General features: G+C 37.5%; 17 protein-coding genes and 1 pseudogene. 10 read left to right on the top strand and 8 right to left on the bottom strand.

The window, feature by feature from the left end:
• The first annotated feature begins 39 nt into the window (after positions 1–39).
• The 3 genes from hmrM to tyrS all read left to right on the top strand — a co-directional run bounded on the left by hmrM (position 40) and on the right by tyrS (position 3,546).
• Entirely contained in the window at positions 40–1,434 is a 1,395-nt protein-coding gene (hmrM, locus tag HMPREF2644_RS04505) for a sodium-coupled multidrug efflux MATE transporter HmrM (RefSeq protein ID WP_005657016.1), read from the top strand.
• Positions 1,435–1,442: 8 nt separating this feature from the next.
• Positions 1,443–2,159, top strand: coding sequence for a DNA/RNA nuclease SfsA (gene sfsA / locus HMPREF2644_RS04510; RefSeq protein WP_005632483.1), 717 nt, complete (start codon positions 1,443–1,445; stop codon positions 2,157–2,159).
• Between the two features lie 199 nt (positions 2,160–2,358).
• Positions 2,359–3,546 (top strand): tyrosine--tRNA ligase, encoded by a 1,188-nt coding sequence (gene tyrS, locus HMPREF2644_RS04515; protein ID WP_005657010.1) that lies wholly within the window; start codon positions 2,359–2,361, stop codon positions 3,544–3,546.
• A 63-nt stretch (positions 3,547–3,609) separates the two neighbouring features.
• On the opposite strand, the gene HMPREF2644_RS04520 is transcribed toward tyrS, so the two are convergent.
• From HMPREF2644_RS04520 to HMPREF2644_RS04550, 7 genes are all read right to left on the bottom strand, one after another.
• Positions 3,610–4,557 carry a ribose-phosphate pyrophosphokinase gene (locus tag HMPREF2644_RS04520; protein WP_005657007.1) on the bottom strand — a complete coding sequence of 316 codons (948 nt, stop codon included), beginning with the start codon at positions 4,555–4,557 and terminating at the stop codon, positions 3,610–3,612.
• 1 nt (position 4,558) lies between these two features.
• Entirely contained in the window at positions 4,559–5,500 is a 942-nt protein-coding gene (gene ispE, locus HMPREF2644_RS04525) for a 4-(cytidine 5'-diphospho)-2-C-methyl-D-erythritol kinase (protein ID WP_032827554.1), read from the bottom strand.
• An 11-nt stretch (positions 5,501–5,511) separates the two neighbouring features.
• The gene (gene lolB, locus HMPREF2644_RS04530; RefSeq protein ID WP_005657000.1) at positions 5,512–6,132 is read right to left on the bottom strand and encodes a lipoprotein insertase outer membrane protein LolB; all 621 of its coding nucleotides are present in this window, start codon (positions 6,130–6,132) and stop codon (positions 5,512–5,514) included.
• Positions 6,133–6,203: 71 nt separating this feature from the next.
• Positions 6,204–7,454, bottom strand: coding sequence for a multifunctional CCA addition/repair protein (locus HMPREF2644_RS04535; RefSeq protein ID WP_005656997.1), 1,251 nt, complete (start codon positions 7,452–7,454; stop codon positions 6,204–6,206).
• Positions 7,455–7,460: 6 nt separating this feature from the next.
• Positions 7,461–8,072, bottom strand: coding sequence for a TIGR04211 family SH3 domain-containing protein (locus tag HMPREF2644_RS04540; RefSeq protein ID WP_005656994.1), 612 nt, complete (start codon positions 8,070–8,072; stop codon positions 7,461–7,463).
• A 65-nt stretch (positions 8,073–8,137) separates the two neighbouring features.
• Positions 8,138–9,400, bottom strand: coding sequence for an inorganic phosphate transporter (locus tag HMPREF2644_RS04545; RefSeq protein ID WP_005660565.1), 1,263 nt, complete (start codon positions 9,398–9,400; stop codon positions 8,138–8,140).
• 24 nt (positions 9,401–9,424) lie between these two features.
• Complete coding sequence (locus HMPREF2644_RS04550; RefSeq protein ID WP_005647270.1) at positions 9,425–10,105, bottom strand: TIGR00153 family protein; 681 nt, start codon at positions 10,103–10,105, stop codon at positions 9,425–9,427.
• A gap of 222 nt (positions 10,106–10,327) precedes the next feature.
• On the opposite strand from HMPREF2644_RS04550, the gene HMPREF2644_RS04555 reads away from it, so the two are divergent.
• From HMPREF2644_RS04555 to HMPREF2644_RS04570, 4 genes are read left to right on the top strand one after another with little or no spacing between them, the layout of a single operon-like run.
• Positions 10,328–10,768 carry an HvfX family Cu-binding RiPP maturation protein gene (locus tag HMPREF2644_RS04555; protein WP_005686601.1) on the top strand — a complete coding sequence of 147 codons (441 nt, stop codon included), beginning with the start codon at positions 10,328–10,330 and terminating at the stop codon, positions 10,766–10,768.
• Positions 10,769–10,806: 38 nt separating this feature from the next.
• Positions 10,807–11,094, top strand: coding sequence for an oxazolone/thioamide-modified RiPP metallophore HvfA (locus HMPREF2644_RS04560; RefSeq protein ID WP_005656980.1), 288 nt, complete (start codon positions 10,807–10,809; stop codon positions 11,092–11,094).
• Positions 11,095–11,154: 60 nt separating this feature from the next.
• Positions 11,155–12,078 carry an HvfB family MNIO-type RiPP peptide maturase gene (locus HMPREF2644_RS04565; RefSeq protein ID WP_005623843.1) on the top strand — a complete coding sequence of 308 codons (924 nt, stop codon included), beginning with the start codon at positions 11,155–11,157 and terminating at the stop codon, positions 12,076–12,078.
• Positions 12,068–12,784: an HvfC family RiPP maturation protein gene (locus HMPREF2644_RS04570; RefSeq protein WP_005686602.1), complete on the top strand. Its 717-nt coding sequence runs from the start codon at positions 12,068–12,070 to the stop codon at positions 12,782–12,784. The genes HMPREF2644_RS04565 and HMPREF2644_RS04570 overlap by 11 nt, the downstream gene beginning before the upstream one ends.
• Before the next feature lie 386 nt (positions 12,785–13,170).
• Here HMPREF2644_RS04570 and HMPREF2644_RS09060 read toward each other — a convergent pair whose 3' ends face one another.
• Complete coding sequence (locus tag HMPREF2644_RS09060; protein WP_012054427.1) at positions 13,171–13,359, bottom strand: Mor transcription activator family protein; 189 nt, start codon at positions 13,357–13,359, stop codon at positions 13,171–13,173.
• A gap of 122 nt (positions 13,360–13,481) precedes the next feature.
• On the opposite strand from HMPREF2644_RS09060, the pseudogene HMPREF2644_RS04575 reads away from it, so the two are divergent.
• The 3 genes and pseudogenes from HMPREF2644_RS04575 to HMPREF2644_RS09200 all read left to right on the top strand — a co-directional run.
• Positions 13,482–13,765: pseudogene (locus HMPREF2644_RS04575) on the top strand (metal ABC transporter permease); the annotation flags it as partial.
• Positions 13,766–13,891: 126 nt separating this feature from the next.
• Positions 13,892–14,059 (top strand): helix-turn-helix domain-containing protein, encoded by a 168-nt coding sequence (locus HMPREF2644_RS09065; protein ID WP_011272467.1) that lies wholly within the window; start codon positions 13,892–13,894, stop codon positions 14,057–14,059.
• A gap of 398 nt (positions 14,060–14,457) precedes the next feature.
• Positions 14,458–14,574, top strand: a complete 117-nt coding sequence (locus HMPREF2644_RS09200; RefSeq protein WP_011272468.1) for a hypothetical protein — start codon at positions 14,458–14,460, stop codon at positions 14,572–14,574.
• The last annotated feature ends 743 nt before the right edge of the window (positions 14,575–15,317 follow it).

Consider the following 15,317-nt stretch of genomic DNA (forward strand, 5'->3'; position numbering starts at 1 on the left):
TTTTCCTTTTCTAAAAATTTTTAGCAGTATATCAAATTTATGAATTTTCGTCTTTTATCTCAATACCACGCTGATATTAAAAAGTTGATTAAAATTTCCTTGCCTATTTTATTAGCACAAATCGCACAAAACTCAATGGGATTAGCGGATACCATTATGGCGGGTCGTGTGAGTTCCACTGATATGGCAGCCATTTCTATTGGTGCTTCAATTTGGATGCCATTGATGCTTTTTGGACAAGGTTTATTGTTGGCATTGCCGCCTACAATTTCTTATTTGAATGGTTCAGGCCAACGCCATCGCATTGCCCATCAAGTTCGCCAAGGCATTTGGCTTGTGTTAGGCGTGAGTATTCCTTTAGGGTTGCTGATTTATTTCTGTGAAATTCCGCTGCAATATATGCAAATGGAAAGCAAAATGTCAGATTTAGCACGGGATTATTTACATGCGATGTTGTGGGGATTGCCAGCCTATTTGATGCTGATTAATTTTCGCTGTTTAAATGATGGTATTGCTAAAACTAAGCCTGCGATGGTCATTACCTTTTTAGGTTTGCTAATTAATATTCCACTTAATTACATTTTTATTTATGGAAAATTTGGCATACCTGCTTTTGGTGCGGTGGGCTGTGGTATTGCAACAGCTATTGTGAACTGGGCAATGTGCTTAATGATGATTTTTTATTCCTATACGAATGCTCAAGAACGTTCACTAAAAGTATTTAGCCAATTAATCGAAATGCCAAATCTGAAAACACTTAAAAAATTACTGCGTTTAGGATTACCCATTGCCATTGCAATTTGTTGTGAAGTGGCGTTATTTGCACTTACGTCTTTAATGCTTTCTCCGCTGGGTGCAACTATTGTCGCAAGCCATCAAATCACATTGAATACCAGTTCTTTTATTTTTATGTTCCCTATGTCGATTGGTATGGCAGCGACGATTCTAGTTGGACAAGCGTTGGGTACAGGTTCTCCACAAAATGCGAAGAAAATTGGCTATGCCGCATTATTATTAGGGCTAACGGTGACGATTATTACTGCATTAATTACGATTTTCTTCCGTTATGAAATTGCCTCTATTTTCGTAACCGATGAAATTGTCATCGCAATGGCGGCAAATTTATTATTATTTGCCGCACTTTATCAATTTTCAGATACCATTCAAATGGTGGTTGGTGGCATTTTACGTGGCTATAAAGATACCAAAATGATTTTATACATTACCCTTTTTTCTTATTGGGTAATTGGTGTGCCACTTGGTTACACACTCGGTCGTACAGATTGGCTTATTCCACATATTGATGCGAAAGGTTTCTGGATTGCTTTTGTGGTCTCACTCACTTTTGCGGCGTTCTTACTTTCTTTGAGAATGAAAAAAATGCAGGCCATGAGCGATAACGCCATTTTACAACGTTTAGAAAAACTTAAATAAGGAACTTTATGCAACTTCCAGCTTTACAATCGGCAAAATTAATTCGTCGTTACAAACGCTTTCTTGCGGATATTGAACTACCAACTGGTGATGTGATGACAATTCATTGCGCCAATACAGGTGCGATGACTGGCTGCGGTGAAAAAGGCGATACCATTTGGTATTCACATTCTGATAGCCAAACCCGCAAATATCCCCATTCTTGGGAGCTCACACAACTTGCAAATGGACAACTTTGTTGTATCAATACGCATCGTTCTAATCAGCTTGTCTTTGAAGCATTGCAAAATAAACAAATCAAAGAATTAGCAATGTATGATGAAATTTATCCTGAAGTGAAATACGGCGAAGAAAATAGCCGAATTGATTTCTTACTAAAAGGCGAGGGTTTGCCTGATTGTTATGTAGAAGTGAAATCAATCACGCTTGTAAAAGGTAATTTAGGTATGTTCCCCGATGCGGTTACTACGCGTGGACAAAAACACGTTCGTGAATTACTCGCAATGAAAAAACAAGGTCATAGAGCAGTGGTGCTATTTGCTGGGTTACATAATGGGTTTGATCGTTTCAAAATCGCAGAATATATCGATCCTGAATATGATCGCTTATTAAAAGAAGCAATGGAACAAGGCGTTGAAGCCTATGCTTATGCGGGACAATTTGAAATTTCTAATGAAATTCCTACCGCACTTTCTTTGACAGAATCGGTGCCTTATATAAAATAATATTTTTTTTGAGAATTATTTTCATTTATTTATTGACAATATTATTGATAACAATTATCATCTAATCATTCCAACAACAATATTAGATAATCACTCCAACATTCCCGCCTATTTCCCCACAAATAGGCGTTTTTTTTATTCACAAATCGCTAAGAATCCCTATAATAAAACCTTTTAAAACATAATTTAGGAAATAATAATGACTAACATTAATACCGTTCTCGCGGAACTAAAGCGTGGTACTGATGAAATCCTTTCAGAAGCGGATTTAATCGAAAAACTGAAAGAAAATCGCCCATTAAAAGTAAAATTAGGCGCAGATCCAACCGCACCAGATATTCATTTAGGACATACTGTTGTATTAAATAAATTACGTCAATTTCAACAACTCGGTCATGAAGTCTATTTCTTAATTGGCGATTTTACTGGAATGGTGGGCGATCCATCAGGTAAAAATGCGACTCGTCCTCCACTTAGCCGTGAAGATGTATTGCGCAATGCGGAAACCTATAAAGAGCAAATTTATAAAATTCTCGATCCACAAAAAACCAAAATCGTCTTCAACTCTGAATGGTTAAGCAAACTTGGTACAGAAGGTATGATTCGTCTTGCAAGCAACTATACGGTTGCGCGTATGCTTGAACGCGACGACTTCAAAAAACGCTTTGGCAACAACCAACCCATTGCCATCCATGAATTTATTTATCCATTACTGCAAGGCTACGATTCCGTTGCATTAGATGCAGATGTAGAACTAGGCGGTACAGACCAAAAATTCAACTTACTTGTTGGTCGTGAATTACAAAAATCAGCAGGCAAAAAACCACAGGTTGCGATTACACTCCCATTACTCGTTGGATTAGACGGCGAGAAAAAAATGTCTAAATCACTTGGTAACTATATTGGCGTAACGGAAGCACCAAGCGATATGTTCGGTAAAGTGATGTCAATTTCTGATGAACTCATGTGGGATTGGTATAACCTTCTTTCATTTCGTCCATTAAGCGAAATTGCACAATTAAAATCGGAAGTAGAAAAGGGCAAAAATCCACGTGATGTAAAAATCTTATTAGCAAAAGAATTAATTGCACGTTTCCACAATGAAGAGGCGGCAAACGCTGCAGAACAAGAATTTATTAACCGTTTCCAAAAAGGCGCAATGCCTGATGAAATGCCTGAATTTACGTTTTCTGGCGAAATTGGTTTAGCCACCTTATTAAAAGAAGCAGGCCTTGTTCCTTCCACTTCTGAAGCGATTCGCTCTGCTCAACAAGGCGGTGTAAAAATCAATGGTGAAAAAGTCGATAACGTAAAAGATAATGCACCGAAAGGCACAAATGTTTACCAAGTGGGTAAACGAAAATTTGCGCGTGTGACTGTGGAATAAAATAGATAAAAAAATACCGCACTTTGGCAATAAAAGTGCGGTATTTTTTATTGAAATTTTAATTTAGTTAAACATCGCAGAAATAGATTCTTCGTTGCTAATGCGGCGAATGGCTTCTGCCAGCATGGAAGAAAGCGTAAGCACGCGAACTTTACCGATCGCTTTCATTTCTTCTGATAGAGGAATCGTGTCAGTAACTACAACTTCATCAATGGCATCGCTGGCTAAATTTTTGGCTGCTGCACCAGAGAAAACGGCGTGAGTTGCATAAGCAAAAACACGTTTTGCACCACGTTCTTTTAATGCTTCTGCCGCTTTACAAAGCGTACCGCCAGTATCAATCATATCATCAACCAAAATACAATCACGGTCTGCAATATCACCGATAATATGCATCACTTGTGCTACATTTGCACGAGGGCGACGTTTGTCAATAATAGCCATATCCGTATCGTTTAATAATTTAGCGACAGCGCGAGCACGCACAACGCCGCCAATATCTGGGGAAACAACAATTGGATTTTCAAGATCAGATTTTTTCAAAATATCGTGAATTAAAACTGGCGAACCAAATACGTTGTCTACGGGAACATCAAAGAAACCTTGGATTTGTTCTGCGTGTAGGTCGCAGGTTAAGACACGGTCAATACCAACAATTGAAAGTAAATCTGCCACAACTTTAGCAGTAATAGGCACACGAGCAGAACGAACACGACGATCTTGGCGAGCATAGCCGAAATAGGGAATCACGGCAGTAATACGACCAGCAGATGCGCGACGTAACGCATCTACCATCACAACCAATTCCATCAAGTTATCATTGGTTGGCGCACAAGTTGATTGGATGATAAATACATCCGCACCACGCACATTTTCATTAATTTGAACTTGAATTTCTCCATCGCTGAAACGAGCGACTGTTGCATCGCCTAGTGAAATATATAAACGTTCAGAAATACGTTTTGCAAGTTCAGGTGTAGCATTACCCGCGAAGAGTTTAATGTCAGGCATTTTATAAAACCTCAGGTTTAGATTGTCGATGAGTATGAGTTGATGATAGCTGCTTCAACATTGCGTGCAAGGGAGACACATTGAGTCCTTTAGCGACGAAACCAAAAAATGCTTCTGGTTTTTGTCTAAATACCGCTTGCGCTTCTGCTTCATGATCAAATTCAGCAAAAACACAGGCTCCCGTTCCTGTTAATCTTGCCGGCGCATATTGTAGCAACCAGTTTAACGCTTTTTCAACGTTTGAATAATGATTTATCACAACTTTTTCGCAATCGTTTTTATAAGGTTCACTCAAAAGTTGTTCGAGGGATTTTTTCGGTGTATTACGTGGTAAATTTGGATCTTGAAAGATGACAGCCGTCGATATTGAATCATCGGGTTTTAATATAACAAACCATTTCTCGGCAGGTTCACAATAAGTGATTTTTTCCCCAACGCCTTCAGCAAAAGCAGCCTGTCCGTATACAAATATTGGCACATCCGCGCCTAATGTTAATCCCAATTTTGCCAGTTCATCAATGGATAAATTGGCTTGCCATAAATAATTTAAAGAGACTAATGCGGTTGCTGCATTGGATGAACCGCCACCAACACCGCCTCCCATTGGAAGAATTTTATCTAAATGAATATTTGCACCCAATTGAATATTGGCTTTTTCTTGTAAAAGTTTTGCAGCTCGATAAATTAGATTATTTTCCGTTTTTAGATTTGGAATTTCTGGCGTTAAAACAATTTGATTATCTTGTTCCCGAATACTAATGTCTAACCAATCGCCAAAATCTAAAAATTGGAAAAGCGTTTGTAATTCATGATAGCCGTTCGGCAATTTTCCATTGATATAAAGAAATAAATTCAGTTTGGCAGGGCTAGGGAAGCGTAATGGCTGCCCATTTGATTGTGTTGTATTTTGGCAAAGTGCGGTAGAAAATTGATGTGATTTCATTAATGTATTCATTAGTAAATCCACTCGTCTACGCGAATTTTTAAGGTTTGTTTTGTGCTGTCATTTTTCAGCAAAATATTTTCAGGCATCGAATTATTTGAGTGATAGGTTAGATAATCTGCCGTCCATTGAGAACCATCCACATGATAAGTAAATGCACCAAGTAAATGGTTGGTACCCACTTGATAATCCGCGTTCATTGCTGGTTGGCCTTTCAACCAATAAGCTAAATGTTCTAATGGCACATCCATGCCAATGATCTCTTGTAATAGTAGTTTAGCATTGGCTGCAGATTGTTGATTGCCATTGTTATCGGAAATTGTCATCCCACTTTGATGCATTTGAATCAACAGGGTAGATTTACTGATTAAAGAATAGAGTTTAAGTGTATAAGATTTTGGATTTTGGTATTGCCATTCAAAGCGGCTAGAAAAACGTTCTGTAGGACTGATATAACCAATTTGTCCTTTGGCTTGATAGGATTGAATTTTTTGAATCTTTTGTAAATGTTGTTGCCATATCGCATCCGTTTTATCAATGTATTGTACATTAGTAGGACGTTCCATATCTAATGTGCAAGCGGTTAGAATCGCAGTGGCAAAAAGTGCGGTGAGAAATTTAAACGTTTTCATATTATTCATCAAGTTAATAAGCTCGCATATTTTAAGGATTTAGTTTAATTGAGTAAAGTTACTTTTATTTGTTAATTTGTTGGGTAATTCGTTTTTGTTTGTTTAACCGCTAAGATTCTTCGTTTCGTCAATTCATTTTTGATTGCTTGTTTCTCAAATCCATCAGCAATAACTTGCTGTACATCTACTTCATTTGCAGAGTGTAATAATTGATTGATGTAATCTATTTGTGGATAGTCTTTAGTTTCAAAACCTGTTCTACCTCGAGTATCAGCTAAACATACTTGTAGAAATTCTTGAAAGCGTTGTGGTTTTCTCCACACATCAAAACGATTAAACAGCGTTATGACGGTTTCAGCTCGAAGCTCAAAGGCTTTGTGAATATGCGTGTGAAATTCACAAGTCAGTTCTGCAAGTTCTTGAAAATAACTTGGAACCTTCAAGCGTTTGCACAATGATCTAGTCGGTTTTATGCCAGCTTGTTCATGCCCATAATGATGAGGAAGAATATTTTGAGGTGTAAGAGCCTTGCCAAGATCATGACAAATAGCCGCAAAACGAACCGCACTTTTATTTAGGATAGGGTTATTTTCAGTCAAATTAACCGCTTGTTTTAATACCAACATGGTATGAATAAAACTATCCACTTCGGGATGATGTTTTACTGGATTTGGCACCCCATGAAGGGCATCGATTTCAGAAAATAAAACGCTTAATGCGCCTGTTTTATGTAAGGTTTCAAAATAAATTTCAGGATTTTTTTCGTTTAAGGCTTTTTCTGTTTCTAGCCAAACGCGTTCCGCCGTGAGATGTTGTAATTCTCCCGATAGGGCAAGTTCTGTCATTAGAGCTAATGTTTCCGAGGCGATTTTAAAACCGAGAGAATGATAACGGGCTGCAAAGCGTGCCACGCGTAATACTCGTAAAGGATCTTCTGAAAAAGCGGGAGAAATATGGCGTAAAATTCGATTTTCTAAATCTTGTTTTCCGCCATAAGGATCGATAATTTCACCGTCTTCGCTTTGAGCCATCGCGTTAATAGTGAGATCTCGTCGAATTAAATCTTGTTCTAATGTGATTGTTGGGGAGAAATCACAAATAAAGCCAGTGTAACCTGCGCTAGATTTACGTTCTGTTCGGGCAAGCGCATATTCTTCTTTTGTTTTAGGATTGAGAAAAACCGGAAAATCTTTGCCTACTTGCTGATAACCGAGAGAGAGTAGCGTAGCGTGGTCTGCGCCTACCACAATCCAATCACGATCTTTTACTGGTAACCCCAATAATTGATCGCGAACAGCCCCACCAACCAAATAAATTTTCATTCGTGATTATGCCCAACCATCACGACGGCGACGTTTTGGTAATACATAAGGAATAAGCAAGCCGAAGAGTAAGCCTACGCCCAATACTGAACCGCCATAAATAAACCATTGGATCGCAATTTCTCGTTTACCTGCATCAAGTATCGCTTCTAAATCACGATTTTTATTTTTGGTCATTTCAAGTTCACGTTTAAGTTGAGAATTTTGCTCTAAAAGATCCGCACTTTGTTGCTCAGCTTGTTTGGTTCGACGTTGCATTTCGACGGTACGTTGTTGCCAATCGCCATCTAAACGACTAAGTTTTAAGGTTAATTCTTGGACTTGCGCTTTTAATTTTGGATTTTCTTCTTTACTACTTGGCGTGCTACTTAAGTCTGAATTTAAAATCCAAGCTTCACGATTTTTATTGTCGCGAATGAGTGTGTATTTGCCTTGGCGTTCTAATACATTCACCGCTTCGCCTGCTTGAATTGAACCTGCAATTTTAAATTGTTCGCCAGCACCACGACGTAAGAAAGTACTTAAATTTTCAGTAACATATTGGGTTTCCGCATAAGCAACATTTATTGATGTACTTAAAAGTAAAGATGAGATTAAGGCTTTATAGATCTTTTTCATTTTTTCCCCTTAAACATCACAACAAAAGTGCGGTTAAAATTAACCGCACTTTTTATTGAGATCAATTAATTAAAGATAGTTCTTAGCACATAGAAAATAATAATGGCGAAAAATGCGCCTGCTGGTAATGTGACAATCCAAGAACTAATGATGTTTCGGATAACCGTTAAATTCAGTGCAGCGATACCACGTGCAAAACCGATACCTAAAATAGCTCCAACAAGTGTTTGTGTTGTTGAGATGGGTAAGCCTGTGCCTGATGCAACTACAACAGTCATTGCAGTAGCAAATTGAGCAGCAAAGCCACGGCTTGGCGTTAAATCGGTGATCCCAGATCCAACAGTCGCCATCACTTTTTGTCCCATAGTAATTAAGCCCACAGCAATACCTAATGCACCTAAGGGTAAAATCCACCAAGTTAAGGCTCCACCTGAAACAATTTTACCGCCTTCATTTACAATAGAGACCACTGCAGAAAGAGGGCCAATTGCATTGGCTACGTCATTAGAACCGTGCGCAAATGCCATCGCACAAGCGGTTAATAACATTAAAATACTGAAGACTTTTTCTACGGCACCAAAAGTGCCTTTGTTTGCTGATTGAGTGAAGATTTTGCTTTTAAAATAGAAATGGAAGAAAAACATTCCGATAAGACTGATGGCAAGTGAAATGATTAAAGTTTCACTGTTTGAAAGATTTAAGCCTACGTGTTTTAAGCCTTTTTTCATCGTCACGATACAAAGTACAAACACGGTTATCCCCATATAATAAGGGCCATATTTTTGTGCATTTTTTAATGGCTGTTCAGTATCAAAAATAAGTTTTTGCGTACTTGCAAAGATTGCATAAGCCAAAATACCCGAGATGACAGGCGTGATAAACCAGCTACCAACGATGCTGCCAATATTTGACCAATCTACAGAACTAGGGCCAATCGTAATACAGGCAAATCCAATAATTGCACCAATAATAGTGTGTATACCAGAAACTGGCCAACCCATTTTGGTTACAATAAATAACCAAGCACCTGATGCAAATAAGGTTGAAAGCATACCTAAGGCTAAAATATCGGGTGTATCAACAAATTGTATTGGGTCGATTACGCCACTTTTTATGGTTTGTGTTACTTCGCCACCAGCTAAATATGCACCTGCAGATTCAAAAATTAACGCAATAATAATTGCTTGTTTGGCTGTTACAGTACCAGATCCTACGGATGTACCCATTGAGTTTGAGACATCATTTGCTCCAATTCCGAACGCCATAAAAAAGCCAAAGGCTGCTGTGATCCACACCAACCAAGAACCATATTGACTAATAATTTCCATAGTTAATTTCCTATGTTTTGTTGATTATGAACGCGCCAGCATTAATTCAATGCGCGAACCGACTCGTTGTGCTTGGTCAGCCAAAACGCCAACCCATTCAATAATTTTATATAAGAACATTACATCAATTGGATTATAACGGCTTTCGATGGTGTAAAGCATTTTACGCAATTTGATCTGCATTTGGTCTGTATCATCTTCAATTGAATCAAGTTCTTGAATCATATCATTGACTAATTTGAGTTCACGACCTTTAAAACCCGTTTCTAATAGCTTATCCATTTCTTCGATTACTCGGTGGGCTTGATGAATTGCATCTAAACTACGTTTTACGTAATGTAAGAATTCTTCCTGCATTTCTTCAGGAATACCAAATTGACGACCAATCATACGGCCTGCAATATCTTTGGCATAATTGGCAAGTTTATCTTGTTGCGTGACTAATTCTAAAAGATCAGTACGATCGATAGGTAAGAATAAACCACGTGGCAATTTCAACCGAATTTCGCGTTTTAAACTATCTGCCTCACGTTCGCATTGAGAAATTTCTAAGCGTTTTTCTTCCGCTTGTTCCCAATTCTTTGAGAAAGTCGTTTGAAAAAAAGGAATCAAAAGATCGCTACATTCGGTCACTTTTTCAGAGTGTTTTTGTAACGGCTTGAGAGGCGAATGGGCAAATAATCCGAGAATATTATTCATTGCCATAAGTGATTTACTCCAAACTAAGGGGTTAAAAATTCGTGCGCATATTACCTGATTTTTGTTGATAGTTAAAATTTTTCAAAAAAATTTGTAAGAAAAAAGGTTTATCTTCGACTAACTAAGTAACTGGGTAATATTTCCTAGTGTAGTAAGATAAGTAACTCAATACACTTTTCGCTTTAAAAGCGAGAAAATTTGAAAGGTAAAAAAATGAAGGATTGTAAGATGCAAGGTATCGGCAGTGGCGTAAGTTTATTGATTTTACGCTTTTTTCTTGCGTGGGAGTTTTTTGAAGCAGGATTAGAAAAATGGAATGGACAAAATTGGTTCGCTGAAATACAAGATCGTTTTCCTTTTCCATTTAATCTTATTCCAGCTGATATTAATTGGCACGTTGCAATGGGATCAGAATTAATTTTCCCATTTTTGCTGATATTTGGAGTGCTAACACGTTTTAGTGCATTAAGTTTAACGATTTTAATCTCTGTCGCGTGGTATAGCATTCACGCCGATTCAGGTTATAACGTATGTGATAATGGTTATAAATTACCATTAATTTATGTGGTGACTTTATTAATCTTAATTACACAGGGAGCGGGGAAACTCTCTTTAGACACGCTTATTAAGAAGGTTTATCCAACTAAAAGCTGGTTGAAATTTCTCTAATTATTTATTCAAAATTCAAACTCTAGGAGATTATTCAAATGAAAAAATTAGCAACATTAACAGCATTAGCAAGTGCATTAACGATGGCAGTAGCGACAGCAGTACAGGCTGAATCAAAGTCAAGCAATACTGATAATACAGCAACACCTTGTGTAGGCGATAAATGTGTCAAAACGAAAGCCGCAGAAGGTAAGTGTGGTGAAGGCAAATGCGGTGCAGATAAAGCTAAATCTGCTGAAGGTAAATGTGGCGAGGGTAAATGTGGTGCGAGCAAACCGAAAGCTGCTGAAGGCAAATGTGGCGAAGGTAAATGCGGTTCTAAATAAGAATAATAATTATGCTGGTGTAAGAATTTATGCCAGCTTTTATTAAAAAAGGAGTTAATTATGAAATTACAAGGTGCTGGATTAGGTTATCGTCGGAATTTAGCTGAGGATTTTTTACAACTTCCCCCAAACAACGCTATTCAATTTATTGAAGTCGCACCAGAAAATTGGAGTAAAATGGGTGGAATGGCTCGTTATCAATTTGATCAAGCAGCAGAAAGATTTCCATTAGCAGTACACGGTCTTTCACTTTCTTTAGGTGGGCAAGCACCACTTGATCGCAAATTACTCCGTAATACTAAAGCACTAATGAATCAATATAATTCATCTTTCTTTTCTGAACATTTAAGTTATTGTGAATGTGAAGGGCATTTATATGATTTATTACCTATGCCATTTACAGAAGAAGCTGTAAAACACGTTGCGCAACGAATACGTGATGTGCAAGATTTCTTAGGATTGCAAATTTCATTAGAAAATACTTCTTATTATTTGCATTCTCCAACTAGTACAATGAATGAAGTGGAATTTTTAAATGCTATTGCACAAGAGGCTAATTGTGGCATTCATTTAGATGTGAATAATATTTATGTTAATGGTGTTAATCACGGATTGCTTGATCCTTATGTCTTTTTAGATCAAGTGGATGTTAAACGTGTTAATTACATTCATATTGCAGGGCACGATGAAGAACATTCTGCTGCACAAGTTGTGGAGAATTCAGCAGATGAATCATTTAATAAAGTAAAAGGAGCATATCGCCATTTACCTGAATTATTAATTGATACACACGGTGAAGCTGTAAAAGGCACTGTATGGGATTTACTCGAATATGCCTATCAACGACTACCTACGATTCCCCCAACATTATTGGAACGTGATTTCAACTTCCCACCATTTGCAGAACTTTACGCCGAAGTTGAGCATATTGCACAATTACAGCAAAAATACGCTCACACAGAGGTAATGTCTTATGCAGCCTAAGTCATTACTGAAAGAAACTCAGCAAGCACTGGCAAATGCTATTCGGTTAGGTAATGCAGATCCTTTAAATGGTTATGCTGCAAACCGTTTAGCGGTATATACACGTTTAGTTCGTAATAATGCTTTTGGTTTTATTGATCGTTGTTTTGTTGAAGCACCATTGCATATTGAGCCAGAGTATTGGAAAAATGCTAAAGAAAATTTTGTGCAAAATGGTAATGCCCATTCTCCTTATTTCCAAGATATTGCAGGAGAATTTCTCTTGTTTTGTCAAGAAAAAGAGATATTTGATACAAATATATTGGCATTGATGGATTTTGAAAATACACAATTACTCGCAGAAGTTTCTTTAGCCAAAGTGCCTGAAAAATTTGAGTGGAATAGACATAGCGTAATGCAATTATCTGGCGCAGCTTATTTAAAAAGTTATGACGTTGATTTTTTATCAAGTGACTTTAAACAATTTGATGACACGCCAATTCAAGCTATTATATGGCGTGATAGTGATTTTAGTATTCAGCAACAAATCCTTTCAGAGTTAGATTACTGGTTGTTAAGTTATCTACAAGAACAACCAAATTCATTAGAAAATGTTTTGTCTGCACTTAATACAATGGTTGAAGACAGTACCTCAATAATCCCATTATTAGAGCAAGTATGGATGAAATGGGTTACATCTGAAGTAATTTACCCCGAACAAAGATAAAATTTTTGAAAATGCTGAGTAAGATGAAAATATTCATATTTTCATCTTACTTATTTTAATTGACATTTCACAATTATTGCTAATTTAGATTAGTAAATATTCACATTTTAATCTGGCTTTGTTATTTAAAATTATCAATATTATCCGATGAAATCTGTTTATGTTTTTCGGATTATTTTTTTATTTAAAAGTCGCAATATTTTAATCACAATAAATAAAAATTTGTTTGTAGATAAAGCCATCCAACATAACTCTCACGCATAATCCAACATCAATGAGAAGAATTTGGGGGAAGTGGGGAAGAAATGAGAAAGGAGAAATGAAGCGGAGTTACACATAGATAAAAAGAAAACCTAGAGACTTTTTTACAGTTACTAGGTTTATTTTTAGGATTGGGCGAATATATTAAACGGCCGTTTGGCAATTTCTTCTTTCTGCACACGTTTGACGATTTTGTAGATCCATTGCAACGATAAAGCATACTTCTTAGCAAGGGAGACGTGATTATTACTTGTAAATTCGTTGAAAATCTGCTTTTCACGTTTGCAGGCGAAAAGCGATATTGATTTCGGCATATACACATTCAAGGCATCCTAGTTGTAGCATGACTTACGTGATATCAAGCAAGCCAAAGGTATTAACTTGTCCGTTGATTTTTGGGAACAATTGTCAGAGAAGTTCAGAAATTCGACCGCTATATGGTTTGTTAATGCTGCTTGCTTTAACCATTGTAAGTACGATGCAAGTGGTAGGCGTTATTTTGGTGGTGGTAATGTTAATTGCGTCAAGAATTACCGCACTTACGCTCACAAATCTTTTGATAAAATGTTATGGATTGCTATTATAAGTTCAATTATATCAAGCCTAATTGGTGTAATATTGAGCTATCATTTTGATGCCTCAACAGGTGCTTGTATTATTCTTCTGCAAGCCGCATTTTTTGTTATAGCATTAGCTTATAGCAAGATTAGAACAAGATAATTTTTCTACCCCCTCTTTCTCAAAGAGGAGCACAACCTGATAACATCATTTACATTCTAACCCGAGGACATCGTTTACATTTTTCCCGTAAACTCATCATCAAAATACCTAATCCACTGGAGATTGATGATGCCTTGGATAGAGACCGATGCGATGCAACAGCGTGTACTTTTCTTAAAAGCGTGGCTAAGCCAACGCTATACTAAAACTGAACTGTGTCAGCAGTTTAATATTAGCCGTCCAACGGCAGATAAATGGATTAAACGCCACCAACAGCTTGGCTTTGAGGGCTAAACCTCATCATAGCCCTAATGCCACGCCATAATGGATTTATGACTGGCTTATCAGTGAGAAACTTAAACGTCCTCACTGGGGGTGCCAAAAAGCTTTTAGATAGCTTTACTCAGCAATCAGAAGTTTTGCTATTCGCTAACTATTACGGATAATTTCAGTCGCTTTTTATTTTGCTGTAAGGGGTTGCCGAATACAAAATCAGTGCCTGTTATTGCTGAGTTTGAACGTCTTTTTGAGTAATTTGGTCTGCCGTATTCGATTCGTACCGATAACGGCTCACCTTTTGCATCGCAAGCATTAGTGGAATCAGTGAACTTTCTAAATGGTGGATTGGCTTAGGTATTCGTCCTGAACGAATTCAGCTATCACACCCAGAGCAAAACGGACGACACGAGCGAATGCACTGTAGCTTAAAAGCGGCGCTTCAACCTCAAAATAGCTTTGAAGCTCAACAGATATTATTCAACCAATTCTTACGAGAATACAATGAAGAACGTTCACACGAAGGCGTTTGACATATTTATTATCGCTTTTATTTACTGGGCAGTTTTGATGCCAAGGAAATTAAATTTGCCACACTGTGGCATAAATAAGCTAATGAATGTAAACGATGCCTTAGGGAAGATGCAAACTATGTTTGGGTTGTGTATTCCATGCCGTGGTTAGTAATGTTTTGTCAACCAACTTCGACAGTGGCAATCTTGCTGAATCGTTTTCTTCTCACGCGCTACGGGTGTGTTCCGCTCTAATTTGACCGCTTATTTGTACCGCCAAAATTTCTTGGCTACTCCTCGATGCATTTATCGCACCGACTATATCATATTCTTTGCGATATATCTGCGACTTGGGTCATTTTTCGATAGGATGGTAAATGGATGTTTATCATACTACGTAATTTGTAATCCAATCGCCGTCTGAACTCATACCAAGATTGGTCTAATATCGCTCGGTTCAAACTTGATTTCTATTTCACGTTTTTGCCGTGTTTTTCCGCTGTGCCTTTGGCTGATTTAGACATATTCTCTACCTGTAAATCTTCAACATAAATCATCGCGTGTTTTTTTGCTGATTCGGTGTGGGGTTTGATGCAAGTCGTTTTTTTGTGGGTATTGGTGATTTTGTGGTGCAATTTGGTGATTTTAGCCTTTAATTTCTGCCAGTTTTGGCTAAAATCTCTGCCATAAAAGGCAGAGTTTTACGGCGGGAGGCTGATAAACTGTCAGCGCGCGGGAGCGTTATAAATATAAAAGTGCGGTTG

Origin of the sequence: Haemophilus sp. HMSC071C11, from assembly GCF_001837655.1 — a bacterium.
Taxonomy (GTDB): Bacteria; Pseudomonadota; Gammaproteobacteria; order Enterobacterales; family Pasteurellaceae; genus Haemophilus; species Haemophilus influenzae.